A 26,586-nucleotide genomic window follows, 5' to 3' on the forward strand; every position below is an offset into this window, starting at 1 on the left:
TTTTTACTCCGCTCCCCTCCCTTTGCCTCCCCTAACTCCGCGAAACAGCCCCTTCCATAACCTTATAATTCTCTCTAAAATGTCTGTTTTAATTTTTGCCGAACTCGATGAAGGAGCGCTGAAAAAGTCATCGCTCGAAGCCATATACTACGGGTCAAAAGTGGCCGAACTCACCGGATCATCCGCCACCGCCATTGTACTGGGCGAGGGAAATGCCGACGAACTGGCGAAAGCCGGGCGGTTTGGTGCAACGAAAGTGTTGCACGCCAGCGACCCGAAACTGAACGAAGGCAACGCAATGGCTTACGCCAGTGTTGTGGCCGAAGCCGCTCACCAGGAAGGGGCCGACATCATCGTGCTGGCCAAATCGTCGCTGGGCGATTCGATGGCGGCCCGGTTGGCCGGAAAACTCAAAGCCGGTCTGGCGGCCAATGTGATCGAACTGCCGGATTTGTCGAACGGTTTTCGGGTCAAGCGCAGCATTTTCACCGGCAAAGCCTTCGCCTTCACAGCGTTGACAGCTGACACGAAAATTCTGGCGATTAAAAAAAACACCCTTACGCCCGAAGAAACGGACGCCGTGGCGACGGTTGAAGCCTTCAAACCGACCTTGAACGAGGCCGATTTTGCGGTGAAAGTAACCAACGTTGAAAAAGCCACCGGCGACATTCTGCTGCCAGAAGCGGACCTGGTCGTTTCGGCAGGCCGCGGACTAAAAGGTCCGGAAAACTGGGGCATCGTCGAAGATCTGGCCAAAGCCTTGCACGCGGCCACGGCCTGCTCCAAACCGGTTTCGGATCTCGACTGGCGGCCCCACCACGAACACGTTGGGCAAACCGGCATCAAAATCAGCCCGAATCTGTACATTGCCTGCGGTATTTCCGGAGCTATTCAGCATTTGGCGGGCGTGAACTCATCGAAGGTCATTGTAGTTATCAACAAAGATTCTGATGCACCGTTTTTCAAATCCGCAGATTACGGCATCGTCGGCGATGTGTTCGATGTGCTGCCCCGGCTGACAAAAGCGGTGAAAGAGCTGTAATTTTGCGAGTTCGGGAGTTTAGCGGGTACAGGATCAGGATTTTTTTAGTAGTTGGTAAAAAAACTCCTAAACCCGCAAACTGCTAAACTCCCAAACTATATTAACTTTGCGCCGTGGAGAAGATTAGACTTGAAATCTTAGGTTTATCACCCAGCCAATCGCAGTCGGGTTCATTTGCGTTGGTATTGGGTGAAGAATATGGTAACCGCCGGTTGCCGATCATTATCGGTATGTTTGAAGCTCAGGCCATCGCCATCGAGATTGAGAAGATTGTGCCCAACCGCCCGATGACCCACGACCTGTTCAAATCATTTGCCGATAAATTTGGATTTACCGTTCGCGAAATCGTGATTTCTGACCTTCGGGAAGGGATTTTCTTCGCCCGGATTGTTTGTACTGATGGTACGCGCGAAACCGTGGTCGATGCCCGCCCGTCCGATGCCATTGCGATTGGAATCCGCTTCAACGTTCAGATTTACACCTACGAATCCATTCTTTCAGAAGCTGGCATCACCGCCAGCGCCACCGACGAAACGGAGGAAGAAGAGCTTGTTCCCCAACCAGCATCGTCCCGCTCGTCGCGTTCGTTGACCGAACAGTTGAAAGATATGACCTACGACGAATTACAGCAATCGCTGGACGAAGCCCTCAAGAAGGAGGAATACGAAAAGGCGGCCAAAATTCGGGACGAAATGAGCCGTCGTAATTAGGCTTCTTTTTGTCAAAGCCAATCCTGGGTCGTAATTTAGAATTTTCACAACCTGACTACTGCGGTATGCCTGAAATACCCAAAGATACGGATATTCGTATTGCTGACGAATCAGCCCGCCGGAGCGATGCGCCAGCGGAACGGTCGTTAAATTTTATCGAGCAAATTGTTGAAGAAGATCTGGCCAGCGGTAAAAATGGAGGACGTGTACACACGCGGTTTCCACCCGAGCCGAATGGGTATTTGCACATTGGTCACGCCAAGTCCATTTGCCTCAATTTTGGACTGGCGGATAAGTACGGCGGAAAAACCAACCTGCGTTTCGACGATACCAACCCCGTTACGGAAGATACCGAGTATGTTGAGTCGATCAAAGCCGACGTTCGCTGGCTGGGATTTGAATGGGAAAATGAGTTTTATGCGTCCGATTATTTCGACCAGCTGTACAGCTTTGCCGAAAAGCTGATCGAGAAAGGTTACGCCTACGTCGATGATTCGTCGGCGGAAGTAATTGCGGCTCAGAAAGGTACACCCACCGAACCCGGCAAAGACAGCCCATATCGTACGCGCCCGGTGGAAGAAAACCTGGATCTGTTCCGACGGATGAAAGCCGGGGAATTTCCGGATGGTGCCAAAGTTTTGCGGGCCAAAATCGATATGGCCTCGCCGAATATGCACTTCCGCGACCCGATCATGTACCGCATCAAACACGTTCATCACCACCGCACGGGTGATGCCTGGTGCATCTATCCAATGTATGACTTTGCGCACGGACAGTCGGATTCCATCGAGCAGATTACGCATTCCCTTTGCACGCTGGAGTTTGTCGTACACCGGCCGGTTTACGATTGGTATATCGAGAAATTGGAGATTTTTCCGTCCCGCCAGATTGAGTTTGCGCGGCTGAACCTGACGTACACCGTCATGAGTAAGCGGAAACTGCTGCAACTGGTCAACGAAGGCCACGTGAACGGATGGGACGATCCCCGGATGCCCACGATTGCGGGCTTACGACGACGCGGGTATACACCGGCCAGTATTCGTGAGTTTGCCGACCGGATCGGAATTGCCCGGCGCGATAATCTGATCGACGTTGGATTGCTCGAATTCTGCATCCGCGAGGAGTTGAATAAAACCACCACGCGCGTCATGGCGGTAGTCGACGAAAAACCGATCAAAGTGGTTCTGACCAATTACCCCGAAGGACAGGTCGATGAGGTAGCGATTGAAAACAATCCCGAAGATCCCCAGAGCGGCCACCGCATGGTACCTTTTTCGCGGGAACTGTACATCGAGCGGGATGATTTTCTGGAAAATCCGCCTAAAAAATACTTCCGGTTATCGCCCGGCGGCATGGTCCGTCTGAAGGGGGCTTACATCATTAAATGCGAAGACGTCGTAAAAGATGCGGACGGTGAGTTGCTGGAACTCCGCTGCGTATACATTCCCGAAAGCCGGAGCGGTTCGGATACATCGGGCATCAACGTCAAAGGAACCATTCACTGGGTTTCAGTACCCCACGCGGTCGAAGCGGAAGTCCGGCTGTATGACCGGCTGCTGACCAGCGAAGATCCGTCGGCGGAAGAAGGTGATTTCAAGGACTTTATCAATCCAAAATCGCTGGAAATCGTTCGGGCCTACGTTGAGCCCACGCTGAAAACGGCACAACCCGGCGATCGCTTTCAGTTTATCCGCAAAGGATATTTCTGCATCGACCCGGATTCGTCCGAAGTCAAACTGGTCTTTAACCGGACGGTAACGCTGAAAGATACCTGGGCGAAGGAACAGCGCAAATCGTGACCAATTTCAACCCTGAATTCAAACAGACGGTTCGTCATTGAACCGTCTGTTTATAGGGCTATTCGACTAGTTTTAGAATTAAGCCATCCCAAAATGAGCCCACAGCAGGAAAAATTACAGCAGGACGCAGCCGAGGTTCTTGAAAAACGCATGCCTTTTTTGAATAAGAATAAAGAACACACGATTTCCGTTGAACCCGATGCCACCCATCTGACCGTCACGGGTCTGGATTATGAGGAAGAGGTGATTTTAAAGGAAATCCTGCGGAAAGAATACGGGTACGCCAACCTGAAATAACCGTCTTTATTTAGCGGTTTCCGTATTTTTCTGCGGAGGCAATTCACTCACTTCCCGTTCTTTTTCGCTTTGTTCGACATAAACCGCATAGTCAGCGGGTTCGATTTTGATGCCGTAATGTTCCGCATAAACCTGCGTAAACTCGGCCCCGAAGTATAAAATTGCTGCCGTGTAATAGATCCAGACCAGGATAACAATCAGTGAACCCGCAGCTCCGTAGGTTGTACCGGTTCCGGTGGTTTCGATATAGAGACCAATCAAATACCGGCCGATCATGAAAAGCAAAGCGGTGAAAATAGCGCCCCAGCGGATGTCTTTCCACGCAATTTTGGCATCGGGCAGCACTTTAAAAATCACGCCGAACAGGACCGATATAACCCCGAAACTGATCACGGCGTTGAGGATTTGGGCAAATATCACGGCTACATCCGGTAAAAAGCCCATCAGGGTTTCGCTCAGTGCGAGAATAACCCCGTTGACCACCAGCGATACGATCAGCAAAAAGCCCAGGCTAACAATCAGTGAGGACGACAAAAGCCGGTCTTTCACGATTTTTAGCCAGCCCCGTTTAGGCTTGGGTTTTACCCGCCAGATCAGATTGATCGAATCCTGAATTTCAATAAAAATACTGGTGGCACCAAGCAGCAGTGTGGCAATACCGGAAATGAGTGCCACATTGGTTTTACCCGACAGCTCGACACTCTTGATCATATCCTGAATCTGTTTAGCCGCCTGATTACCCACCAGACCGTTGATCTGCGAAAAAACCTGCCCCCGGATGGCTTCTTCGCCAAAAAAAATACTGGTGATCGAGATGAGAAGCACCAGCAAAGGAGCGAGCGAAAATACCGTATAATACGCCAGGGCAGCGCTGAGTTTCAGGCCCCGGTCGTCGCTGAAACCGGTGAACGCCCCCTTCAGCAGGATCCAGGCATCGCTGAAGAATCGTTTGTAGTTTGGTTGTGCCATAACGTTGTCGATCAGATTGCCAGTGGTCTCACCGTGCTCGTTTCTAATCTGTCAGTACGTAAACCAGAATACCAGGGCGTTGTTTGGGCCTTTCGGTAAACAAACCGGCTTCTCAGTGGTTTTCAAGATGACCGCTTACAGAAAGCCGGTTTTATTGGTAAGACATCGTACAAATCACACAACATGAAACTTAACATTGGTCTTGATCAAGACACCCTTAAACAAGTTAACGAGCTTTTGAACGCCCTGCTGGCCGATCAGCATGTATTGTATATCAAAACTCGCAAGTACCACTGGAACGTTAGCGGACCAAGTTTTCTGGAATACCACGAGTTTTTCGAGAAACAGTACAAACAACTCGAACAAGCCATTGATGAAGTAGCCGAACGGATTCGGACGCTGGGCGGACGGCCGCTGTCGACCATGGAAGATTTCCTGAAGTATACCAGCCTGAAGGAAGACAAAAGTGCCGAAATAAAAACGGAAGATATGTTCAAACGGCTGCTGGATGATCATGAACAATCGATTCGCGAGCTGCGGGAAGACGTCAGCAAATGTGAGGAACTGGACGACGCCGGAACGGCCGACTTCCTGACCGCGTTGATGGAAGCCCACGAAAAAATGGCCTGGATGCTTCGGAAGTATTTATCCTAGTAGCACGAGCTTTCAATATAAACCCCGGTTTCCTGACGGAAGCCGGGGTTTATAGTATCTTTTTAGCGAAAACGGGTGTTACTCCACCACCCGTACTTTCAAAAAGCTCCCGCCATACACGCGGTGCGTGGCTTTCTGGTAGTCGGCTTCGCTGGCGTTGTGAATGTTGGGTACAAATTTCTGCGGATTACGATCATAGAGCGGAAACATCGTACTCTGGACCTGAACCATGATGCGGTGGCCTTTTTTAAACGTATGCAGGACATCGATCAATTCGTAGTTGACGCTGGTTACCTCACCCGGCCTGAACGGTTTCGGCCGGGTTTTATCTTCCCGAAATTTCCCCCGAAACGCATCGTGACGGATCAGTTGCTGAAAACTGCTCATTTTCTCGTTTTTAGCCGTATTCGGATTGTCTTTCGCATCCCCCGGATAAACATCGATGAGTTTAACGATCCAGTCGGCATCGGTGCCGGTCGTGGAGACTTTCAGGTTGGCCAGAATGTTCCCGGCCAGCGTCACATCGCTGGCGAGAACGTCGGTTTCAAACACCAGCACATCGGGCCGACGGGCCGCAAACCGCTGATCTTCCACCATATAATCCCGGTTCATGTCGATTGAAATGGTTTCGGTAAACGGTACCGGTTTCGCCGGATCGGAAACAAATTCGGCAAAACCGGTATTTTTGGCCGGAGCCTCAAAGGTTAATTTTCCGCCCGGCACCAGGTACAGATTTTTTTCGGCGGCCGATTTGGGCGGCCAGGCGTCGAAACTCCGCCAGGTGTTGCTTCCGGTTTCGAAGACCTGCGCTTCGGGAAATTTGGCATCGCCTTCGCCTTTCAGGAAATAGGCGAAGAATTTCCGCTCAATCTTTTCCTGAAAATACGGTCCGGTTTTCTCGCCAAAATTCACACTTCCCAACTGGTCGCCGGTATCATTCCAGCCACCGTGGGTCCACGGACCGGCCACCAGGATGTTATAAATGCCCGGATTTTGTTTTTCAATAGCCGCGTAGGTTTTGAAAATACCGTGCAAATCTTCGGCGTCGTACCAGCCGCCAACAATCATCACCGCATGTTTGATGCCTTTCAAATGCGGCAAAATATTCCGCGATTGCCAGAATTCGTCGTAATTGGGATGCGCCAGATTTCCATTCCAATACGGATCCTTGCCCCCGTACAAGTCCGGTTTCTGCGAATTTTTGAGGGGCCCCAGGTTCAGGAAGAACTCGTAACCGTCTTCCGTACCGTACTTAAACTCTTTGTTGGAAGGCGTTTTGGTCGGTTTCCCATCCGTGCGGTTGGTAAAATACGGGTAGAAATTGAAGTTGTGCGGAATCAGAAAAGCCCCGTTGTGGTAGCTGTCGTCACGCCAGAGGTCGGCCATGGGGGCCTGCGGAGAAGACGCGACCAGGGCCGGATGGCCACTTAACGCCCCTACGGAAGCGTAAAAACCGGGATAGCTGATGCCCCACTGCCCGACTTTGCCGGTGTTGTTCGGAATATTTTTGATGAGCCAATCCACCGTATCGTACGTATCCGTGCTTTCATCCACATCCGTCTTAGACTTTTTCACGGCAATCTGCGGGGTCATTTCCTGGAAAACACCCTCACTCATCCAGCGACCCCGAACATCCTGATAGACAATGATATACTTATCTTTCATGACAAATTCGGAGGGTCCAAACCGGCGCCGGGGGAACTGGTCGGCACCGTACGGCTGGCACGAATACGGGGTCCGCTGCATCAGAATCGGGTATTTTTTTTCCGCCGAAATGTCTTTCGGTACATACACCGCCGTAAACAGCCTGATCCCATCCCGCATCAGAATCTGGTATTCAAACTTGTCGTAATTTTCCTTAATGAAGGGGTTTGCCGCCGGCCCCTGGGCGAAACAGCCAATCGAAACGAACAGAAACCAACCAATCAGAAACCGTATTTTCATAATGTACCCACGGACTCTAGTCCGTAATTTCTGGTAATAACTTGTTTAACACCTTTCAAAATTTTAAACACGGACTAAACGGGGCGGTCCGTGGGTACGGACTATTCATTTTGCAGCGATTTTGTCGGATTAGCCAAAGCCGCTTTGACCGTCAGATAGCTGATGGTTGCCAGTGCAATGAACACCAGCACCAGCAATGGAACCAGCCAGTGAACCGGGTTTAAATTAATCCGGAAGGCGTAAACCGACAGCCATTGGCGCATCAAATACCAGGAAACCGGCACCGCCAGTGATCCCGCCAGCAAAAGCAACCGTACGGAATCCCAGGCCAGCAACCTCAGAACGCTCGCGACCGACGCGCCCAATACCTTCCGAACGCCGATTTCTTTCGTGCGCCGGGCGGTGCTGTATGACGTCATTCCAAACAAACCCATACAGGCGATCAAAATGGCCAGCGACGAAAAGAGGAGAAACGTACGGCCAAATTGCCGGTCCTGCCGGTATTGCCGGTTGAAAAAATCGTCCAGAAAAAAGTAATCCATCGACGATTCAGGGAAGAATTTACCCCAGACGGCCTGCACTTTATCGACTAAGCCGTCGACCTGATCCGTGCTGATTTTCAATGAATAATAATCCGTCGGAAGCCAGCGGTATCTCGGGTCCATGAACAGAATCAGGGGTGTAAACTGCTTTTGCAGGGATTGCTGGTGGTAATCCCTGACAACGCCGATGATTTCGTTCGGACGGTCATGCGTCGTTTCCAGCAGGATTTTTTCTCCTATGGCCTGCTCGCTCGACTGAAACCCAAATTGCTTCACGGCCGATTCGTTCAGAACCAAGCCCAGCGAATCGGCCGGACGATTGCGGTCGAATGAACGACCGGCGACCAGTTTCAAATCATAGGTTTTCATAAAATCGAAATCCACCATCAGCATTTCGTACAGCTTGTCGTCCTGCGGACTATCATGCAACCGGCGGTTAGCCAGATTTTGCCCCACTTCCTTGCCCGGAATTGCACCCGAACCGGTTACTTCACTAATTCCGGGAATGGCTTTCAGCTCATTTTTCAGCGTCTGGGTTTTCTGGTCGTAGTTTTCGGTTTTCACCGGCGCTCGTAACACCAGAATCTGATCGACCCGAACGCCCAGGTCCTGATTCATCATGTACGACAATTGACGCCAGGCAACGAACGTCCCCACCATCAACACCATCGACGTTACAAACTGAAAAACCACCAGCCCTTTGCGCAAAAGGGCCCCGCTCCCCGTAAACCGGTATTGCCCTTTTAACGCCAAAGCCGGTTTTACCTTCGACAGGACGAGCGCCGGGTAGAGACCCGAAATGCCGGTCCCGACTAGAAAGACAAGGGCAAATAGTCCGTACTGACCGGGGCTGTACCAGTCAAAGGAGTAAGTTTGGATATCCAGAAAACCGGGTAAAACCCAACCCGAACTAATCACCAGAATGATTGCCAGCACCAACGCCAGGCCGTTTAGAAGCAGTGATTCGAACAAAAACTGGAAAATCAGCAGGGATTTATGGGAGCCAACGGCTTTCCGGATACCGATTTCCCTGGCGCGGTCCATGGCCCGTGCCGTCGAGAGGTTGATGTAATTGACCCAGCCGATGATCAGAATGACGAAGGCGATGGCGGACAGAAACAGAACCGCCTGCCGGTTTCCTTTCACTTCGATCTCATTCTGTTTAGCCGGATTCAAATGCAGGTCGTAGAGCGGAACCAGATCGATGCTCCAGACACTTTCACGCATCGTTTCTTCGGTTTTATATTTGTCTGATAACGCAGGGAATTTCGCAATCAGCTTTTGCGGATCGGCGTGCGGACGAAGCCGCACGAAGGAGTAGCTTTCGTGCTGATACCAGAAATCCCAGGTAATTCGTCGGGCCGTTGTCCACGACAGCAGCATCGTGAACTGCATGGTGGAATTTTGGGGCAAATCGGCGAACACGCCCGTTACCTGACAATGGAACGTGCTGGCTATCGTACTGACATCGAGGTATTTGCCCAGGGGATCGGCATTTCCAAAATACCGCTTGGCGGCCGATTCCGAAATAACAACGGTATTAGGGGCCGTCAGAAATGAATTTCGGTCACCTTTCAGAACCGGATAGTTGAAAAAGGTAAAAAAGTTGGAATCGGCGAAGCAAACGTGGTCTTCCCGAAATTTGGTGGCTTCATACCGAACCATTCGGGTTGATCCCCGCCAGGCAATGCGGGTGTAGGCTTCCACCTCCGGAAAGGCCTGTTTCATGGCTGGTGCATAGCCGTTGGTGCTGGTGGCCCAATGATCGGTTTTGACGCCGTTCTTGAAAAACAGGCTTTCGACGCGGTAGATCCGGTCGCCACCGGGGTGAATCCGGTCGTAGCTCTGTTCAAAACGGACGTAGCCGGAAATCAGGAGAAAAGCCGCCATTCCAAAAGCCAAGCCAATGACGACGATGCCGGTATAGACTTTGTTTCGGAGGATGGTTCGAAAAACAACGGTACAATAATGTCGCAGCATTGGCAGAACGGGGAAATTCGCGAAAACCGAAATGGGGATCGATTCCCAAAGTACGAATAATTAAAAATAGTCGGGGTTTCTGTTGCTAAAAAGAAGCCTTTTCGCAACAGAAACCCCGACTGACGGTTCCCGACTTATCGTTTGCTGTATTTTCCCGGCCTGTGGCGCGGCCCGATACCGCCTTCCGGCAGTCTATGCCTGGGACAGAAACGAGAGCTACTTTCCAGTTGCAACCCGGATGACGACCACTTTTTCGTTGCCATCGGCCGGCACCGGTAACCGTCCGTTGATTACGGTTTCGGTCTTCAGTTTTCGGCCCGTTGCCACATCGGTCCACGCAGCCTGATACGTACCTTTGTGCAAATTCAATCGGACGTCATGCGGTTTTACGGCCATGGGTTCGTAGTAAATAACCCATTCCGACTTTCCGTTACTCAGGGCCTGAGCCATTGCGCCGGGAGCCGATGCCACCACCTGATGATCCGGTTTGTAGTCGACGAAATTGAGTTTCCCGAAGAAATCCTTCATGATTCTGAACTGCGCCCGCAAAGCCGGGCTGCCTCCGCCGGGCGCTTTATATGACGTATCCTGACCGGTTTCGGCACCAACGGAATACGAATAATCGAGTTGATTGAACAAACCGCCCCCCGCCATCAAAAACCGCCAGGCCTGTCGGCGGTAAGTCGCATCGTCACGACCGGCAAAACCGGTTTCATTAAAACCAATCACCCGGTTGAGCTGGTAATTTTCAGTGACGGCTTCGGGCAGGGCGTAATGAAAATTAAAAATTGAAATAGTAGGGTCCGCATCGGCAATGGGATAATGGAAATTGCTGATATTCTGGGAGATCAAATGCTGCACGGGCAACTTGCTTTCTTCGTCCCTAATCCAGCGGGCCACTTGCCGATGCCAGTCATTGGAGCGTTGCGAAACCACCTGCAAAGTCGAACGCCAGTCTTTTTCGGGACCATACTCGTTGTGTTTCAGGATGATCTCCGTTTGGTCGGCCCAGGGTTCATTCTGAATCTCGAAATAACAGTTACCAAACCCATTCAATTCCCGGACAATTTTTCGCACATACCGTTCCTGATAGACCAGCAAATTTCCATTCTGCAAGGTATTGACCCGTTGTGAAGGCAGGCTATCGGTTTTATTGACGTTATTTTTCGGATTCAGCGCACTGTATTTCCATCCGTCGCTGTAATGCGCTGAAAACAGATTGACTTCCACAATAATGCCGTGCTGCCGGGCCTGGGTCATAAAATCCTTCAGCCGATCGAAGTAGGCGTCGTCCCACTGATTGAGATCGAACTTGTTGCCGCCCAACGCATAACCGGCCTCCTGACTCCGGCGCCACGGCAGCAGCAACCGACCTTCTGCCGGAGCCAGGGTATTTTTCTGGATGCCAAAATCTCCCAGTTTTTCAATGTAAGCACCGGTAAAAAGCCGGGTGGTATTCATGCCGTCGGTGGCTGTGGCCTGTAAATACCGGACATAGTTGAAGTCCAGATTAACGACCGCGCCGTAGTGTTCTCCCGAACCAACGATCAGTATAGGCTTGTTCTGATACTGAAAATAATGCGGATTTTGCGGATGCAAGCGGAATGTTGCCTCCGGTTGCGCCAGGAGCGCCGAACCGGAAAAGGCCAGGGAAGCCACCAGCAAGACCCGAAAACAGCTAGTCCGTTTCGACATAATTTAAATCCTTCCGGAACGTTTCTTCCATAAAATACAGGGCGATAAACGCCAGCGCTGCGGTTAATAAACCAACGCCAAGCGCACTATTGAGCGTGCCAACCTGACCTTTCCCGTAAACAAACAGCGAGGTTAACGGAATAACCGCCCCACGAACGAAGTTGGGCACCGTGGTTGCGACGGTTGCCCGCAAGTTGGTACCGAAAAGTTCGGCGGCAATCGTCACGAACAACGCCCAGTAGCCGTTGGCAATGCCAAGGAATATACAAACCAGGTAAAACATGGAGAGGCTTTTTAAAGGAGCCAGCAGGTAAATCAGCACGAAAAGCAGCGAGAGTGCGATGAAACTCCCCATCACTTTTTTGCGGCTTTTGAAATACTGACTCAGCAATCCGCTGGCAATGTCGCCAAAAACCTGGCCGGTAAACGTGAGCATAACGGCTTTTCCGGCCACCACCGGCTCGGTTAATCCCATGGCCTGGCCGAATTCCGGCGAAAACGTAACCAGAATTCCGACGACAAACCAGATGGGCAATCCAACCAGAATGCACTGTAAATACTTTAGAAACCGCTTCCGGTCGTTAAACAACATCATCAGATCACCCCGCTTGACCTGGCGTTCTTTTACCACTTCAAAAATCTTGGATTCGAACACGTTCATCCGCAGCACCAGCAGCATCAAACCGAGTCCTCCGCCGACAAAATAAGAGATTCGCCATTCAAAAAGATCGGCCACGAAGTACGCCATAATAGCGCCCAGAACGCCCATCGTGGCCACAATGGTGGTTCCGTAGCCCCGAATCTGCTTTGGCAGCACTTCCGTAACGAGCGTAACGCCCGCGCCCAGTTCGCCCGCCAGACCCAAACCCGCCACAAACCGCAAAGCGGCATATTGCGGCAAACTGGTGACGAAACCGTTGCCAATGTTGGCCAGTGAATAGATCAGGATGGACCCGAAAAGGACGGAAAGCCGCCCCCGTTTGTCGCCCAGAACGCCCCAGAAAATACCGCCGATCAGCATCCCGGCCATTTGCCAGTTCAACAGCATAATCCCATCGGGCAAGAGTTGGTCGGCTCCGACACCGAGTGCTTTCAGGCTTGGAACCCGCACTACACTGAACAGAAATAAGTCGTACATATCCACCAAATAGCCTAATGCGGCTACCAGCACCGGAAGTTGAAGCAATTGTTTACGAAGGCTTTCCTGGGATTTGGGTTGCTCAATCATTTTTTCGTTAACGGGTTTATGGGTTACAGTTTATGGTTTACGGTATTCGGTTTACGGTTTACAGTTTACGGTGGCTGACGCGCGCTTAGGAATGCGTCAGCCACCGTAAACCGAATACCGTAAACTGTAAACCATAAACCGAATACCGTAAACCGAAATTAGACTTGCTTCGGCAGCGCGTACGGTGCGCGGTATTGACGGCTTAAGTGTGCGTTAGCTTCCGAATCGCTGATGAATTCTTCTTTTTTCGGGTCAAATTTCAACGTGCGTCCCAGACGGTAGGCAATGTTACCGAGGTGGGCCAGCCCCGCCGATAAGTGGGCGGTTTCAACCGGGCCGTTCAGCTTCGATTTGTCGCGCGCCCGAACCGCTTCGATGAAATTCAGGTAGTGATCGCCCCCCGCGTGGCCCGCCGGACCCGGCGTGCGTTCTTTTCCCAGAAAGGTTTTGTAATCGTTGTAGCCATTAATGACCATGTAGCCCTTGTCACCGTAAAAGAGGTTACCCACTTCGACGCCGTCTTCCCGGTTGGTCATCCACGGACGTACTTCAAACTGAATCACCTTGCCTTCTTTCGGATAATTGTAGGTCGACGTGAGCAGTTCCGGCGTTTCCTTGCAGTCTTTCCAGAGGTATTTTCCCCCGGCAGACGTTATCTCTTCCGGCAAGCCGACATCCAGCCCCCACATGGCCAAATCCGTTTCGTGGATGCCCTGGTTGCCAATGTCGCCGTTGCCATAATCCCAGAACCAGTGCCAGTTGTAGTGAACGTAGTTCTGACTGAATTCGCGGGCTTTGGCCGGCCCCTGCCACAAATCCCAGTTGAGTCCGGCCGGAACGGGGCCGTTGCCTTTATTGCCAATGTCAGGACGCCATTTGTAAACCAGTCCCCGTGCCATGTATACGTTTCCGATCAAACCGTCGCGCAGATGCTTGATGGCTTCCTGAATGGCGGTTGAACTGCGCAATTGCACACCGTGCTGCACAATCCGGTTGTATTTAGCGGCTGCTTCCACCATTTTCTTCCCTTCACGCAGGTTGTGCGAACCCGGTTTTTCGACATACACATCTTTTCCGGCCTGACACGCCCAGATGGCCGCGAGCGCATGCCAGTGGTTAGGCGTGGCAATGCTGACAGCGTCGATGTTTTTATCCTCGTACACCTTCCGCAAATCCTGCTCGGTTTTCACTTTTCGCGAGTAGGTTTTCTCAAAATCAGCCGCACGCTGGGCGGAAACGACATTGTCTACGTCGCAGAGCGTGACAACTTCCACGTTCGGCAATTTGGAAAAGTTAGCGATGTGGTCTTTCCCACGCCCGTTCACGCCGATGACGGCCACACGGATTCGGTCGTTGGCCCCAAAGGCATGGGCCGGAATGAAGGTGGGTAAACCCATCACGGCGAGTGAGCCGGTGGCTGCGGTTTTGAGGAAAGTCCTCCGGGAATCGGATTGGTTTTTCATGTTTAAGCGGTTTAGGAAAATTAGTTATTTCGCGGAGTTGAGCGGAGGGCAAGAGAGTTGAGCGGAGAAAGAGAGAAAAAACTCTGCTTAACTCTGGTTTTCTCCGGTTAACTCAGCGAAACAACTCCGTTTTTCAAAGTCTTGGCAAGGTCATGCCACCATCCACCATGATCACTTGCCCGGTTGAATACGGAAAGTCACCGCGGGCCAGCGAGGCCACTGCCCGGCCCACATCGTCGGGAAAACCCCAGCGTTTCTGGACCATCAATCCGTCTTCGATCAGCTTGTCGTATTTGCCGACAACTCCTGCCGTCATATCCGTACGGATGACACCCGGACGTACTTCATAAACCGGAATATCGTATTCGCCCAAGCGGGCGGCAAACAACTGGGTTGCCATGCTTAAGCCCGCTTTGGCTACGCAATATTCGCCCCGATTCACTGACGCAACCGTTGCCGATATCGATGAAACATTTATTATACTGCCCGTAAAACCCTTTCCGTCAGCAATTTGACGAACCATCCAGTTCGCTACGGCCTGGGTTAGGAAATACGCTCCCTGCAAATTCGTCGACAAAACATACTCGAAGCTTTCCTCCGTGGCTTCCAGAATATCCCGGCGTTCTTTCGGGGCAACACCCGCATTATTGACGAGTACGTTCAACCGTCCAAAACGATCCCGGATCTGGTCGAGCATTCGGGTACGGTCGTCCCGCGAGGCAATATCGCCCTGACAATACAGGACTTCGGCCCCTAATTCCTGCAAACCGGCCAGGGCCTCTCCTACCGATTCTTCCGGACGAACGCCGTTGATGGCCAGATCGAACCCGGCTTTCGCCAAGTGCTCCGCAACACCGTATCCAATTCCCCGGCTGCCGCCGGTTACAAAGGCTATTTTTTTCATTTTAAAGTGATGGGAACGCGGATTGAGCGGATCGAACGGATTTGTACTGATTTTTCTTCACTAGTATCCGTGAAAATCCGTTCGATCCGCGTTCCTATTAAAGTTCAGGAATGTCGACCCAGCAGCGTTTTTCCCAGCTTTCGATGCCTTTTTCGGCCAGTTGAACCCCTTTGGCGCCTTCCCGCAAATCCCAGGGAAACGGCTCATCTTTTACGACGTGCTTCAAAAACAGCTCCCACTGGACTTTAAAGGCATTTTCGAATACTTCCTGCTCCGGAACTTTGGCCCACCCTTCAAAAAATTTGATCGGCTGCTCAATGTCGGGGTTCCAGACTGGTTTGGGCGTGTTGCCATAATGCTGAATGTAACATTCCCGCAAGCCAGCCACGGCTGATCCTTTCGTGCCGTCCACCTGCAACGTCAGCAAATCATCCCGGCGAACGCGAACGGTCCAGGATGAGTTGAAATGAGCCACAATACCGTCTTCCAGTTCAAAGGTTGCATAGGCAGAATCATCGGCCGTAGCGACATACGGTTTTCCCTGCTCATCGATGCGTTCGGGAATGTGCGTCGCACCCAGACAAGATACGGATTTTACTTTACCAAACACGTGATCAAGCACATAGCGCCAGTGGCACAGCATGTCCACAATAATACCACCATCGTCTTCCTTGCGGTAATTCCACGATGGCCGTTGCGCCGGAATGGTGTGTCCTTCAAACACCCAATAGCCAAATTCACCCCGAACGGATAGGATTTTGCCGAAAAAGTCGTTCTGAATCAGCCGTTTCAGTTTCAGTAAACCCGGTAACCACAGTTTATCCTGCACCACACCGTTTTTCAAACCGGCGGCTTTGCAGAGGTTGTAGAGTTCCAGCGCCACTTCGGTGCTGACGGCGGTCGGCTTTTCGCAATACACGTGCTTTCCGGCAGCTACGGCCTTGCGAACGCCCTCAGCCCGGCGGCCCGTGGTCTGGGCGTCGAAATAAATGATGTTATGGGGATCAGCGAGGGCTTCATCGACGTTGGTCGTCATTTTCTGCACACCCGACTGCTGGCAAAGTTTTTCGAGTTTATTGACATCACGGCCGACCAGAATCGGATCCGGCATAATGACTTCATCGGGACCGACCCGAACGCCCCCCTGTTTGATAATGGCGACAATGGAGCGCATCAGGTGCTGATTGGTACCCATACGGCCGGTTACGCCGTTCATGATAATACCGACTTTGTGTTCTTTCACCGTTTAAAAAATGGTTAGATGACTGAAATGGTTGAATGGTTCATTACGAGTGGTACAGGTACCCGTGTTTGATTTTTTCCAGAAATTCCGCCTGATCTTCCGCCCAATACCGGTTTGAAAAGATCTCGACTTCGTTGAAACCGCTAAAACCCGTGGCTTCCACCCACGACCGGATCTGGCGAACGTCGATGCAGCCTTCACCCATGAGTCCGCGGTCGTTGAGCAGATCCAGCGTCGGGGTTTTCCAGTCACAGATATGAAAAGCATACAAATGCCCGTTTTTACCGCAACGCGCGATTTCCTGCTCCAAATTCGGGTCCCACCACAAATGATAGACATCGACCGCCACGCCCACATACGGCGAATTTAGCTCTTCGGCCATGTCATTTGCCTGACCTAACGTGTTGATTGCCGAGCGGTTATCGGCATACATCGGATGTAAAGGTTCAATCGCCAGCCGGACGCCGTTGGCTTCGGCGTGGGGCAACAGATGGGCAATACCGTCCCGAATTTGTTTGCGGGATTTGGTCAGGGGCTGGCCGGGGGCGGCACCGCAAACCAGCACGACGTGGGGCGCGCCCAGTTCGGCGGCTTCGTCGATGGCCCGACGGTTGTCGTCAATCGCGGCTTGCCGACCGGCAGCGTCCCGATGTGGGAAAAAGCCACCCCGACAGAGGGAAACCACGCTCAAATTATGGTCCCGGAGCAACTCGCCGGTTTGGCGGATGTTGCGGTTGGCCAGGGCATCCCGCCAGACGGTAATACCGCCGATGCCGGATCGTGAAAAATGCCCGGCGGCCTCTTCGATAGACCACGGTTTAGTGGTGATGGTATGAACGCAGAGTTTCGAGAAGTCCCGGAATGGAGATTCCTGGAAGGCCGGTTCCTGGCCCGGTGTTTCAGTTAAAGGAGTTGCGCTCATCCAATGGCTCCGAAAAAGGTGTAGTACGGTGCGTTGTCCACAGTCCGCTGGAGGTAAAGTGCTACTTCGCGGGCGTGGTAATCCCCCCACATGCTCGACTCGCCATAGGGAATTTTGCTACCTTCCGGAACGTGATCCCAGCCATTCGGGCGGTGGTAGATCGAATGCAGAATTAAGCCCTGGTGGTTCGGGTCGGTGCTGAGATACGGCTCTTTGAAAAGTGAATCTAACACCGTTAATCCCGCTTGCCAATAGCGGGAGCCATTTTCAAGTTCACCTCTTTCGTTCAGGTATTTACCCAATCGGAGCAGTCCCTGCGCCCCGATGGCGGCTGCGGAGCTATCCACCGGCTCAAAATCGTTGTAGGGTTCGGCCGCCCGATCGAGGTAATTCCCCAGCTTGGCCAAACCGGGTGCACCGGTATCCCAATACGGAATGCCATCGATGGGGGTCTGCTCGATGTAAAAGTCACAGGTGGCGCGGGCGGCTTTGAGCATGAAGGCTTCCACCACCTGCCGACCGCCAGCGTGTTCCAGTTCAGCATCACCGAGCAAAGTCAGGTATTCCAGTTGTTCGGCAAAACCGCACATGGCCCACGCCAGACCGCGCGTCCAGGTCGTAAAACCGGTGTAGCCCTGTTGCGAATTGGGGCATCGAAAATTGCCGTCTTTGGTATTGAAAACACTTTCGTGGGCCGTGCGTCCCCAGAGGTCGTAGATGTCGCGTCCTTCACCGTAGAAAACCGAGTACTCGGCAGTGGCCTTCATGTGTTGCAGCGCGCGCTCGAGCAGGTTAATTTTCACGTCGCCTTCGCCCTGAAAAACGTGACCCAGGCTGTGGCTCAACACCACCGCCCGGCAGGACCGGATCGTATCGACAAAGAGTGAATGCGGCCCGTTGAAAGAATGAATAAATCCACCGGTTTTGACGGTTGTCCAGCGATTGGCCTGCACGGCACCCGATAGTTTGAGGGCCAGTTCGTAGAAGTTCTTTTCCCATTCGTCGAACGGTACTTTCCCTTCGCGCATGAGCCGCAGCAGGTTCCCATAGGTGCTCACATTGTTGAAACCGTGGTCGTGAACACCGGTGTGGCTGATGTGCGGAGCCATCACATCGAGCGTTTTTTGCCGCCCTGCGTCTAAAAAATGCGGGTCGCCGGTGGCGTCGAATTGCAAAATGGCCGACCCAAACTGGAAGCCCTGCGTCCACTCGGTCCAGCCGCGGGTTGTATACTGACCCTGCACCGTAAAAACCGGCGAACCTTTGGCCGTATCGTAATGGGAATCGATGAGGTTGATTTTTTGGGCGGATAAATCCCAGAATTGCTTGAGTCGGGTCCTGAAGTCGGCCGGTTGAAGGGCGTAGTTAATTTGAATCATTGGTCGATACTAAAAACGGAAAGAAATCCATTGAATTATCGACAAAAGACAAGCGGGCCATTTACTTACCGGTTTTGTGAAAAATAAGTTGGTGGACGGCGTCATAAAAAGGGCGGCTAAATCCGGATTTAGCCGCCCTCATCTGCATTTTCTAGCGGGGAGTACTTCCCGATTTGGCCGGCTGGGGCGCTTTCGTTTTGAAAGAGTCCGCCCTTTTCCGATGCTTCATCCGTACGTTTTTCGTCGGCTCTGCCGGTTCGGGCGGGGCCACTAGTTCAGTGGGCGGAACGGGTGGTGTGGGGGCCAGCGCCGGCAGGCCCGAGGCTGCGGGGGCTGGCGGAACCGGTGGTTTGGCCGGTTTAGGCATTTCATCCGGACTCGTATAGCGTTTGCCATTGTACTCGTATGCTCCTTTGGCACGGGCCGGTCTGGGCACTGGCGCGGGATGAGGAGCAAGGGCCGGAACCGGAGCGATGGCGGGTATGGGTGCCGGCTCCGGAACCGGAGGAAGAGCCGGGAGCGAATCCAACCCGAAAAGTTTCCCTTCCAGCTTCATCAATTCTACGGCATGGAAACTGGCTTTTTCGGCCAGAGCAGCGGCTTTTGCCGAAAATACACCCATCGAATCGTGTAAAATCCGCAATGGCCCGTCGACCAGTGCCTGCATTTTTTCGTGGGTTCTGGCGATGACATTGTCATTGAGCAGTTCCATCTGTTTCTGGTATTTCGTGCTATTCAACTGCGCCTGCTCCAGCAGTAACCGTTCCGATTGATTCAGTTTTCCGTTCAACCGGGACTTTTTTAGTTCCAGCTCGGTCGCCTTGCCGATGTTGCGTTCCAGCTCAATTTGCATTTTCTCCAGCTGCTGAGTCACCTTTTCCAGCTCTTTGTCGGAAAGCCGCATCACCTGATCCTGCATTTCCAGTTGCTTTTCGAGACCATTTAGTGGCAACTGTATTTTTTCCATTTCCAGTTCCAGACGCTCTACCTGCCGATTGTGGTGTTCGAGTTCTTTTTCCAGCCTGATTCGGGTAGCGGGATCAATCGTATCATTCAAAACCGGCTCCAATTTCGCAAGGCTACCCACCTTTCTGCCTTCCGGGATCGACGGCTGAATGGCAGTGTCCTTCTTCCACCCAATACGGGCCACGGCATTGCCCTGCTTTTGGCTCATGGTCGCTGGCCGGTAAACGTGCTGACCGGTTACCAGACCGGCCAGCATGACCAGACAACCCGCGACCAGCAAACCGTTCGGTTTGGCAGACTGCTGCTCGCTGACGCCAATCACCCGCTTTACACGTTGCATGAATGACTGTTTGCGGGCGCCGAATGCCATGGCTAAGGCTGGGGTCGTTGAAACAGCTTGGCGACGTTCTTCAATGTGAACCAGGGCCTGAGCCAGACTCGCCCGTTCGCCACGCAGTTGGATAGCCACATCGTCGCAGCAATGTTCGCGCTCTTCCCGAACCCGAGCCGATAGCCACCAGATGGCCGGGTGAAAAAATAAAACGATCTCGACCGCCGACTGCACGAGATTGACGAGGTAATCATACCGCCGAATGTGCGCCAGTTCGTGGGCGAGAACCGCTTCGACCTGCTGTGGCGACAACCCGGCCAGCAAACCGATGGGCAACAGGATGATCGGTTTCAACCAGCCGATCGTCATCGGAACGGCAATTTCGGCCGATTCGACCAGCCGCACGGCTTTGGTGATTCCAAGTTGACGGGCTGTCTGGTGCAGGTAGCGCTGCCAGGCTTCCGGAGCCGAACGGATGTTCCTCCGGGTTAACCGCTGAACGAACAACCAGCCTCCAAATAACCGCACCAGAAGCAAAACCGCGCCACAGAGCCAGGCCGTTACCAACAGCGGCAAATGCCGGTTTAGCCAGAAGCTCAGTGTGCCCCCCCAATCGCTGCTTAGGGATAAATTGCGGACGATGGTGGTTTGTGGTCCGGTAAGTTGCGGATCGCCACTGATTGAAACGGCCGACCGAACCGGTTCGTAGCAAATCCATAGCGTTGCCATAAAAATCAGTAACTGCAACGCGAGAGCACCGATTCCGATGCCATAGCGCACCGACGCCGGCTGTTTTTGAGTCAGGCGCAGCGCCAGGGCTGCGGCAGCCACAAGAATGGTTCCCTGCCAGAGTGTGTGCACCAAAGCCCAGCCAAGTGCGTTCGTGAACGGTTCTGAAAATAAGTTGAATGCCGTCATCGGATTAGTTGTTTTCCGGGTTCAGATTATGAATAAGCCGTTGTAATTCCGCCAGTTCCTGGGGAGTTGCCTTGCTGGTGCCCAATGCCTGCATGACCAGTTTCATAGCCGAACCCCGAAATGCGGTATCGACAAACCGGTCGAGCAGATGTTGCTGCGTTTCCTCTTCGCCAATCAGGGCCTGATAAATGTGATACCGGCCTTCTTCGGTGCGGCTGAGCAAGCCTTTTTCGTGCATAATCTGCATCAGTTTCAGCGTGGTGGTATAGCCCACTTCCCGGCCCTGACTCAATTGTTCGTTCACCTGACGCACGGTACTGGGCCCTTTGGCCCATAATACCTGCAAAATTTCCAGTTCAGATTCTGTTGGTTTCATGGTTTTTTGTTTACTGTTCGAATCGGTAAATTGGCTGACAATACTCGTTCGGAAATTGATCTACGAAATAGTTCGTAACAAAGATATACGAATCGTTTCGTAGTTGTCAAGTTTTTGCTACGAAACTTTTCGTAATAAATGTTAAATGGGCTTTTTTTGGCCAAAAAAGTAAAGTCAAGCCATCGGATTTTGAATTTGAACTATATTTACCGTTATTCACCTATATAATACGTTAAAGACTAGTAGTCATGACTAAATCCTTTCTGTTGCTTCTGGGTATCCTGATCTTCGGAAACGTTACCGCGCAAACGGTTTGTTTAACCAAATCGGAACACGACGCGGTTTCCAAAACGTTGGCGAAAAACTATATACCGGTCGAAACGATTATCGACCCCGGTTTTCGAACCCGCCAGCCCGGTTTTCGAACGATAGACGAAATGGATCCCGGCGAAAAGAAGCGGTTTGAACTGAACGAACAGTTTGGCAAAGAAATCAACCGGATGTTGAAGCAGGCTAACCTGTTGCAGGACACGACCTGTTACCTGATCGTGCATCTCTATGCCAACGCCGACGGCTCCGTCAGACAGGTGCATTATGAATTTGGGCGCGACTTCACCCGAATGCGTTCGGATAGCCTGGCTACGATCCGGTTGAAAGACCGGATTGGACCGGTTTTGTGTCAGTGGTTTTCCACCTACCACTTTCCGGTAACCGGTGATCAACCGTACCGGTATACGTCCAGTCTGGCCATTGGCAAAATTCCTTCCAAACGAAAACTGCGCCGGGGACCCGGCATTATGGCCACCCTGGAAGAAGCCGAAAAAACAACGCGCCCGGATACTGTCAAAAACCTGGTTTTTAATACGCTGGAATTAAGCGCTATACCGGAAGTCATCTACCGGTTCCCGAATCTGGAAATACTCGATCTGAGCACCAATTCCCTCCGCGAAATTCCCGGCAAGGTCTTTACGATCCGGACCTTGAAACAACTTAACATTTCCGGTAATCCGCTGGGGAATGAAGGTCTTCACGTGGTTCGGAACAAACACCTGAAAGTGCTGAACATCCAGTCGACGAAAATTACCACGATTCCGAAAGCGATAAGCCGCAACCGGCGGCTGGAAAGTTTGTGGCTTGGGCTGAATGATTTTTCGGGGGGCATCACCACCACGCCCCTGCGACGGCTGCGACGCCTGAAAGATCTCAATTTATACCGGGCCAAACTCGAGGAGTTGCCCGGATCGATCAGTCGGTTGAAGCGGCTGGAAGTTCTGGACCTGTATTACAACAACTTACGCGTACTTCCGGAGCGCCTGTGCCGGTTACGCCGGTTGCAACAACTGGCCATTTCCAACAACAAACTCAATGAGTTACCGCAAAAACTGGGGCGGCTGCGGCAACTTCAGGTCCTGTACACCCACCACAATTTTCTCGGTAGTTTGCCCGCCAGTGTCCAGAAACTCTATTATTTACGAATTCTGGATATTAGTCACAACGTTTTCAGCAGGGTTCCCGATCAGGTTTCAACGCTGCCCAATCTGGAAGAACTTGATCTGAGTCATAACCGCCTGATCACCTTACCCACGGAGCTGACCCAAATTCAAACCCTCAAAAAATTGTATGTGCGCGGAAATCCCGTCAGTGAAACCAAAACGGTTTCGACCAGCCTGATTAAAGAACTGGAGGGCAATAAAACGGAAGTATTTTATTAGCCTGGGTGATGGAAAAGAAGCCCGGACAGTACCGGCACCGGTTTCCTAATCGCCCTCGAACCTTTCCTCCAGCAACTGATCCTTGATCTGCCGGATTCGGTCGTTAAAATTCAGGTTATGGAAATCGACATCACGTACACAGATGGCGGCCAGAAAAGCCATCACGTCGGGATCGTGCGGAATGCGCCGACCGGTTACGACACTGACGTATTTGGAAGTCATCCACAAAACGTTCTTCAACTGCTTCCCGCTATCATCGGTCATGTAATATTCGGTGACCATCGTATCTTCATTATAATAGATAATCCGTGATACAATCCGGATCCACTCGCTGACGACGGCCGGGCGCACGTAGGCAATCTGGTGTTGATAAACCACCCAGCTTGTCTTGTATTCGCGAAACAACTGGGCCGGGCTGAAGTTATATTGCGTAGCGACCTGATCCTCACGCGCGTTGAAATAGTAGTCGAGGTATTTGGCGTTGTTGAGGTGTTGCAACGGATCGCAGTCCTGAAAACGGATAATGGTACGCGACTCCGTTTCGTGCGGATAGGTTTTGGTGGGATCTAGTTTTATCATATCAGAATCGTCCGTTTCGGACTACATGGGCGGTACTGGGACCAATTTCTTGTACAAACGGCTGCCTTGGCAGGAATTTCCTGCAAAAATCAGCCTTATTCCGCAAATCCGTGTAATTCGGGCGCACACATTTTTAATTATTTTTACGTTTAATTCAGTAAATCAACCGGGTTTCCATCAACATCGTTTAAAGCAAATGAAGTCGTTTCGTTTAAGTGCCTTTTTTCTCCTGTGCGTCAGTACGTTAATGTCCTTTACTCCGCAATATAATCCGGACGCCGTTGTAGGTACCTGGCTGAACGGAACGAAGCGGGGCCACATCCAGATTTACAAAAAAGGCGAACACTATTTTGGTAAACTGGTCTGGCTCAGAGAACCGACCGACCCTTCGACCGGAAAACCCAAAACCGACTTGAAAAACAACCAGTCCGCCCTGCGTTCCCGCCCCCTGCTGGGAATGGACGTCATGCAGGGATTTGTTTTTGACGGCGGCAAAGTCTGGGAGGATGGTCACATTTATAATCCCGAAGATGGCAAGGAATACAATTGCAAAATGACCCTGAAAAATCCCAACACGCTCGATGTTCGCGGTTATGTCGGTATTTCGCTGCTCGGCAAAACCCAGACCTGGACCCGGGTAAACTGACGGGTCAAACCGTAGGACGGGGTTCCTGTCCGGGTCTGTATTCGATTCCCAAAACATTTTCCACGACGGCTTGTTATAGTAGCAAGATTCTTCGGAATCGCGTCCTTATTACTAACGTTGTAAACGATAATCAATCATGAACGAGACAACCCTTAAAGGCGGCTGGAATGAATTGAAAGGCAAAATTAAACAAGCCTACGGTGATCTGACCGACGACGATCTGACGTACGCGGAAGGACAGGAAGACGAAATGTGGGGCAAGCTTCAACAGAAAACGGGTAAGACGAAAGACGAAATCCATAAAGCTGTTGCCGATCTGTAACCAAAAACATACAAACGGTACAAAACCGCCGGAAGCTGATGGCTTCCGGCGGTTTTGTTTTGTCCGGACTGGCGAAATTCCGACCCGGCCGGATTCTGAAAACTGCCAGCCATCGACTCCTTGCGGTATTACCGCCGTGATTTGACGCTTTAATTAACAGACAATAAGTAAACTACCTGTCAGAGAAAAAACAGAATACGATTTTATTTAGAGAAGGTTTGAAAACGGGTGTTACTTTTCGGGGGTTATGGCATCTAAATGGGTGAAGTAAGTCGCTTCATTTTTTCACTCAAACGCCATTCACTGAATGAGTAATTACCAAAGCCCTGATCCGATTACCCAATTTAGTAATCTACTGCCTGAATGGGGGCAGGCAGCGGACGAAATCTATCAAAACTACCACTTTCTGGATCTGGCCCTTCGGCAGAGCGATGTCCTGCTCATTCCGCAGCAGGCCCGGAATCAACTGGTCAATTTAAAAAAAATGCTGGTCAGTACCCTCGCCCGCCTGATTCAGGACCTACCGCCGTCTACCCACCGCCTGTCCAACGAAAACGCGGAATCCATGAGCCGGTTTAACGCCCATATCCACACGCTCAAAACCGTCAATTTACAGACAGACACTATTTTTGAAGATCTTTTACAACAGCATCCACCATTAAATAGCTGGTTCGAATCCACACTTGACGAGTAGCAGTTCCCTTGATTGACGTCACAACGATCCTTTACCCTATGAACGACACTGTTTACGTAACTGAAATCCTCCAAAGACTAAAAACGACCGACGATCCTTCGCTGTTCGATGCCTTATTTTTGGTATACATCCACCGGTATCGTCAAGTCCTCAGCAATACGGTTACATTTACCGTGGTTGAGAAAACGCCCTTTACCCTGGGCAATCCCGGCCATTATAATTAGACCGCAGGAGTCTTGTTCTGACTATTATTAAAATTAATCACTTCCATTAAAAATTATCGCAGTTCATCTCTGGAAATATTTCTATTTCTTTGGTGTTGTTAAACAACAAAGAATTCAGGCGCGATGAACACGGTATATGTTAAAAAAGTCCAGTCACCCCGGTTAACGCTCTGGCTGGCGCTAGGTTCCGTCTACACGTTGTGGGGATCTACCTACTTATTCATTCATTTTATGACCGAAAAGATGCCACCCCTTTACATGGCATCCTTACGGTTGAGCACGGCCGGCCTGCTTTTATTTCTTTACGCCCGCATCACCGGAACCCCCGTTCCGGCTCCGAAACAGTGGATTTCAGCGGGCATTATCGGGGTGTTACTGCTTACCATTGCCAACGGATGCATGTCGTTGGCACTTCAATATATTCCGTCGAGCATAGCCGCACTTCTGGCCGCGCTGGTTCCCCTGTTCATCATTCTGCTCAACTGGGTGAGTTTCGGTCACATCCGGCCCACCAACTTATCACTGGCGGGTCTGGTTCTGGGGTTGATGGGCGTTTCCTTGCTGGTTCAGCCCACCGGTATGGGCGTTTCCCCAACGAATACCCTCTGGCTAGGCGTTGGACTGATCATGATTGCCAACGTTTCGTGGGCAGTTGGCACCTTGCTTTCCTCCCGGCTAACGCTCCCTCCGCAACTGATTTCCAGTGCAATCCAGATGCTGGTGGGCGGTCTGGTCCTGTTACTCATCAGCCTGCTCACGGAAAACGTCAACTTGACGAGCATTGGTCACGCCCCGGTGGAAGCCATTGGATCGTTGGTGTATCTGATCATTTTTGGCTCCATCATTGGTTTTTCGTCTTTTGCCTGGCTAGCCCGCAACGCATCGCCCCAACTGGTTTCGACCTATGCCTACATCAACCCGGTTGTTGCCATGCTACTCGGCTGGGCGTTCGCTGGCGAGACCCTGACCAGCGCTTCGATTTTAGCGGCACTGGTCATTCTATCGGGTGTGGTTCTGATTACTTTAGGCCGAAAATGAGGCTTTCCG

At 51.6% G+C, this 26,586-nt stretch carries 24 protein-coding genes; 11 read left to right on the top strand and 13 right to left on the bottom strand.

Annotation, left to right across the window (positions count from 1 at the left end; all coding sequences use genetic code 11):
- The first annotated feature begins 79 nt into the window (after positions 1 to 79).
- From EHT87_RS07985 to EHT87_RS08000, 4 genes are all read left to right on the top strand, one after another.
- Positions 80 to 1,042: an electron transfer flavoprotein subunit alpha/FixB family protein gene (locus tag EHT87_RS07985; protein ID WP_124905557.1), complete on the top strand. Its 963-nt coding sequence runs from the start codon at positions 80 to 82 to the stop codon at positions 1,040 to 1,042.
- A 113-nt stretch (positions 1,043 to 1,155) separates the two neighbouring features.
- Complete coding sequence (locus EHT87_RS07990; protein ID WP_124905559.1) at positions 1,156 to 1,752, top strand: bifunctional nuclease family protein; 597 nt, start codon at positions 1,156 to 1,158, stop codon at positions 1,750 to 1,752.
- A gap of 65 nt (positions 1,753 to 1,817) precedes the next feature.
- Entirely contained in the window at positions 1,818 to 3,551 is a 1,734-nt protein-coding gene (locus EHT87_RS07995; protein WP_124905561.1) for a glutamine--tRNA ligase/YqeY domain fusion protein, read from the top strand.
- Between the two features lie 93 nt (positions 3,552 to 3,644).
- A complete protein-coding gene (locus EHT87_RS08000; protein ID WP_124905563.1) occupies positions 3,645 to 3,848 on the top strand; it encodes a hypothetical protein in 204 nt (67 codons plus the stop codon).
- 6 nt (positions 3,849 to 3,854) lie between these two features.
- Here the strand turns inward: EHT87_RS08000 and EHT87_RS08005 are convergent, their stop codons facing one another.
- Positions 3,855 to 4,817: a YihY/virulence factor BrkB family protein gene (locus EHT87_RS08005; protein ID WP_124905565.1), complete on the bottom strand. Its 963-nt coding sequence runs from the start codon at positions 4,815 to 4,817 to the stop codon at positions 3,855 to 3,857.
- A gap of 183 nt (positions 4,818 to 5,000) precedes the next feature.
- Between EHT87_RS08005 and EHT87_RS08010 the strand changes: the two genes are divergently transcribed.
- A complete protein-coding gene (locus EHT87_RS08010; protein ID WP_124905567.1) occupies positions 5,001 to 5,471 on the top strand; it encodes a Dps family protein in 471 nt (156 codons plus the stop codon).
- Positions 5,472 to 5,549: 78 nt separating this feature from the next.
- Here the strand turns inward: EHT87_RS08010 and EHT87_RS08015 are convergent, their stop codons facing one another.
- The 11 genes from EHT87_RS08015 to EHT87_RS08065 all read right to left on the bottom strand — a co-directional run bounded on the left by EHT87_RS08015 (position 5,550) and on the right by EHT87_RS08065 (position 21,362).
- Positions 5,550 to 7,415, bottom strand: a complete 1,866-nt coding sequence (locus EHT87_RS08015; RefSeq protein WP_124905569.1) for a CocE/NonD family hydrolase — start codon at positions 7,413 to 7,415, stop codon at positions 5,550 to 5,552.
- A gap of 101 nt (positions 7,416 to 7,516) precedes the next feature.
- Complete coding sequence (locus tag EHT87_RS08020; protein WP_124905571.1) at positions 7,517 to 9,937, bottom strand: ABC transporter permease; 2,421 nt, start codon at positions 9,935 to 9,937, stop codon at positions 7,517 to 7,519.
- Between the two features lie 216 nt (positions 9,938 to 10,153).
- The gene (locus EHT87_RS08025; RefSeq protein WP_124905573.1) at positions 10,154 to 11,632 is read right to left on the bottom strand and encodes a hypothetical protein; all 1,479 of its coding nucleotides are present in this window, start codon (positions 11,630 to 11,632) and stop codon (positions 10,154 to 10,156) included.
- Positions 11,616 to 12,860 carry an MFS transporter gene (locus EHT87_RS08030; protein ID WP_124905575.1) on the bottom strand — a complete coding sequence of 415 codons (1,245 nt, stop codon included), beginning with the start codon at positions 12,858 to 12,860 and terminating at the stop codon, positions 11,616 to 11,618. The genes EHT87_RS08025 and EHT87_RS08030 overlap by 17 nt, the downstream gene beginning before the upstream one ends.
- Positions 12,861 to 13,018: 158 nt before the next feature.
- Positions 13,019 to 14,323, bottom strand: a complete 1,305-nt coding sequence (locus tag EHT87_RS08035) for a Gfo/Idh/MocA family protein (RefSeq protein WP_124905577.1) — start codon at positions 14,321 to 14,323, stop codon at positions 13,019 to 13,021.
- 133 nt (positions 14,324 to 14,456) lie between these two features.
- Positions 14,457 to 15,227 carry a 3-ketoacyl-ACP reductase gene (locus tag EHT87_RS08040; RefSeq protein WP_124905579.1) on the bottom strand — a complete coding sequence of 257 codons (771 nt, stop codon included), beginning with the start codon at positions 15,225 to 15,227 and terminating at the stop codon, positions 14,457 to 14,459.
- A gap of 97 nt (positions 15,228 to 15,324) precedes the next feature.
- Entirely contained in the window at positions 15,325 to 16,470 is a 1,146-nt protein-coding gene (locus EHT87_RS08045; RefSeq protein WP_185716160.1) for a Gfo/Idh/MocA family protein, read from the bottom strand.
- 43 nt (positions 16,471 to 16,513) lie between these two features.
- Complete coding sequence (locus EHT87_RS08050) at positions 16,514 to 17,392, bottom strand: sugar phosphate isomerase/epimerase family protein (RefSeq protein ID WP_124905581.1); 879 nt, start codon at positions 17,390 to 17,392, stop codon at positions 16,514 to 16,516.
- Entirely contained in the window at positions 17,389 to 18,771 is a 1,383-nt protein-coding gene (locus EHT87_RS08055) for a glycoside hydrolase family 88 protein (RefSeq protein WP_124905583.1), read from the bottom strand. Before EHT87_RS08055 ends, EHT87_RS08050 begins: the two co-directional genes overlap by 4 nt.
- Positions 18,772 to 18,922: 151 nt before the next feature.
- Positions 18,923 to 20,986, bottom strand: coding sequence for a M56 family metallopeptidase (locus EHT87_RS08060; RefSeq protein ID WP_124905585.1), 2,064 nt, complete (start codon positions 20,984 to 20,986; stop codon positions 18,923 to 18,925).
- A 4-nt stretch (positions 20,987 to 20,990) separates the two neighbouring features.
- Entirely contained in the window at positions 20,991 to 21,362 is a 372-nt protein-coding gene (locus EHT87_RS08065) for a BlaI/MecI/CopY family transcriptional regulator (RefSeq protein WP_124905587.1), read from the bottom strand.
- Between the two features lie 248 nt (positions 21,363 to 21,610).
- On the opposite strand from EHT87_RS08065, the gene EHT87_RS08070 reads away from it, so the two are divergent.
- Complete coding sequence (locus EHT87_RS08070) at positions 21,611 to 23,074, top strand: leucine-rich repeat domain-containing protein (protein ID WP_124905589.1); 1,464 nt, start codon at positions 21,611 to 21,613, stop codon at positions 23,072 to 23,074.
- Between the two features lie 45 nt (positions 23,075 to 23,119).
- Here the strand turns inward: EHT87_RS08070 and EHT87_RS08075 are convergent, their stop codons facing one another.
- The gene (locus EHT87_RS08075) at positions 23,120 to 23,653 is read right to left on the bottom strand and encodes an acyl-CoA thioesterase (protein ID WP_124905591.1); all 534 of its coding nucleotides are present in this window, start codon (positions 23,651 to 23,653) and stop codon (positions 23,120 to 23,122) included.
- Between the two features lie 196 nt (positions 23,654 to 23,849).
- Here EHT87_RS08075 and EHT87_RS08080 point away from each other — a divergent pair, with 196 nt between their 5' ends.
- The 5 genes from EHT87_RS08080 (at position 23,850) to EHT87_RS08100 (ending at position 26,577) form a co-directional block, all read left to right on the top strand.
- Positions 23,850 to 24,299 (top strand): DUF2147 domain-containing protein, encoded by a 450-nt coding sequence (locus EHT87_RS08080; protein ID WP_124905593.1) that lies wholly within the window; start codon positions 23,850 to 23,852, stop codon positions 24,297 to 24,299.
- Positions 24,300 to 24,435: 136 nt separating this feature from the next.
- Positions 24,436 to 24,621, top strand: coding sequence for a CsbD family protein (locus tag EHT87_RS08085; protein WP_124905595.1), 186 nt, complete (start codon positions 24,436 to 24,438; stop codon positions 24,619 to 24,621).
- A gap of 307 nt (positions 24,622 to 24,928) precedes the next feature.
- A complete protein-coding gene (locus EHT87_RS08090) occupies positions 24,929 to 25,315 on the top strand; it encodes a hypothetical protein (RefSeq protein WP_124905597.1) in 387 nt (128 codons plus the stop codon).
- 38 nt (positions 25,316 to 25,353) lie between these two features.
- Positions 25,354 to 25,539 (top strand): hypothetical protein, encoded by a 186-nt coding sequence (locus tag EHT87_RS08095; RefSeq protein ID WP_124905599.1) that lies wholly within the window; start codon positions 25,354 to 25,356, stop codon positions 25,537 to 25,539.
- A 123-nt stretch (positions 25,540 to 25,662) separates the two neighbouring features.
- Complete coding sequence (locus EHT87_RS08100) at positions 25,663 to 26,577, top strand: EamA family transporter (RefSeq protein ID WP_124905601.1); 915 nt, start codon at positions 25,663 to 25,665, stop codon at positions 26,575 to 26,577.
- Positions 26,578 to 26,586 lie beyond the last annotated feature (9 nt).

This window comes from Larkinella knui, from assembly GCF_003858645.1.
Classification (GTDB): Bacteria; Bacteroidota; Bacteroidia; order Cytophagales; family Spirosomataceae; genus Larkinella; species Larkinella knui.

What these genes read in the sequence shown, in the direction of transcription:
- EHT87_RS08000 (WP_124905563.1), top strand. Translation starts at nt 3,645, where the DNA reads ATGAGCCCACAGCAGGAAAAATTACAGCAGGACGCAGCCGAGGTTCTT.
- EHT87_RS08070 (WP_124905589.1), top strand. Translation starts at nt 21,611, where the DNA reads ATGACTAAATCCTTTCTGTTGCTTCTGGGTATCCTGATCTTCGGAAAC.
- EHT87_RS08025 (WP_124905573.1), bottom strand. Translation starts at nt 11,632, where the DNA reads ATGTCGAAACGGACTAGCTGTTTTCGGGTCTTGCTGGTGGCTTCCCTG.
- EHT87_RS08075 (WP_124905591.1), bottom strand. Translation starts at nt 23,653, where the DNA reads ATGATAAAACTAGATCCCACCAAAACCTATCCGCACGAAACGGAGTCG.
- EHT87_RS08085 (WP_124905595.1), top strand. Translation starts at nt 24,436, where the DNA reads ATGAACGAGACAACCCTTAAAGGCGGCTGGAATGAATTGAAAGGCAAA.
- EHT87_RS08090 (WP_124905597.1), top strand. Translation starts at nt 24,929, where the DNA reads ATGAGTAATTACCAAAGCCCTGATCCGATTACCCAATTTAGTAATCTA.
- EHT87_RS07985 (WP_124905557.1), top strand. Translation starts at nt 80, where the DNA reads ATGTCTGTTTTAATTTTTGCCGAACTCGATGAAGGAGCGCTGAAAAAG.
- EHT87_RS07995 (WP_124905561.1), top strand. Translation starts at nt 1,818, where the DNA reads ATGCCTGAAATACCCAAAGATACGGATATTCGTATTGCTGACGAATCA.
- EHT87_RS08065 (WP_124905587.1), bottom strand. Translation starts at nt 21,362, where the DNA reads ATGAAACCAACAGAATCTGAACTGGAAATTTTGCAGGTATTATGGGCC.
- EHT87_RS08080 (WP_124905593.1), top strand. Translation starts at nt 23,850, where the DNA reads ATGAAGTCGTTTCGTTTAAGTGCCTTTTTTCTCCTGTGCGTCAGTACG.
- EHT87_RS08040 (WP_124905579.1), bottom strand. Translation starts at nt 15,227, where the DNA reads ATGAAAAAAATAGCCTTTGTAACCGGCGGCAGCCGGGGAATTGGATAC.
- EHT87_RS08015 (WP_124905569.1), bottom strand. Translation starts at nt 7,415, where the DNA reads ATGAAAATACGGTTTCTGATTGGTTGGTTTCTGTTCGTTTCGATTGGC.
- EHT87_RS08100 (WP_124905601.1), top strand. Translation starts at nt 25,663, where the DNA reads ATGAACACGGTATATGTTAAAAAAGTCCAGTCACCCCGGTTAACGCTC.
- EHT87_RS08010 (WP_124905567.1), top strand. Translation starts at nt 5,001, where the DNA reads ATGAAACTTAACATTGGTCTTGATCAAGACACCCTTAAACAAGTTAAC.
- EHT87_RS08030 (WP_124905575.1), bottom strand. Translation starts at nt 12,860, where the DNA reads ATGATTGAGCAACCCAAATCCCAGGAAAGCCTTCGTAAACAATTGCTT.
- EHT87_RS08020 (WP_124905571.1), bottom strand. Translation starts at nt 9,937, where the DNA reads ATGCTGCGACATTATTGTACCGTTGTTTTTCGAACCATCCTCCGAAAC.
- EHT87_RS08035 (WP_124905577.1), bottom strand. Translation starts at nt 14,323, where the DNA reads ATGAAAAACCAATCCGATTCCCGGAGGACTTTCCTCAAAACCGCAGCC.
- EHT87_RS08055 (WP_124905583.1), bottom strand. Translation starts at nt 18,771, where the DNA reads ATGATTCAAATTAACTACGCCCTTCAACCGGCCGACTTCAGGACCCGA.
- EHT87_RS08060 (WP_124905585.1), bottom strand. Translation starts at nt 20,986, where the DNA reads ATGACGGCATTCAACTTATTTTCAGAACCGTTCACGAACGCACTTGGC.
- EHT87_RS08050 (WP_124905581.1), bottom strand. Translation starts at nt 17,392, where the DNA reads ATGAGCGCAACTCCTTTAACTGAAACACCGGGCCAGGAACCGGCCTTC.
- EHT87_RS08005 (WP_124905565.1), bottom strand. Translation starts at nt 4,817, where the DNA reads ATGGCACAACCAAACTACAAACGATTCTTCAGCGATGCCTGGATCCTG.
- EHT87_RS08095 (WP_124905599.1), top strand. Translation starts at nt 25,354, where the DNA reads ATGAACGACACTGTTTACGTAACTGAAATCCTCCAAAGACTAAAAACG.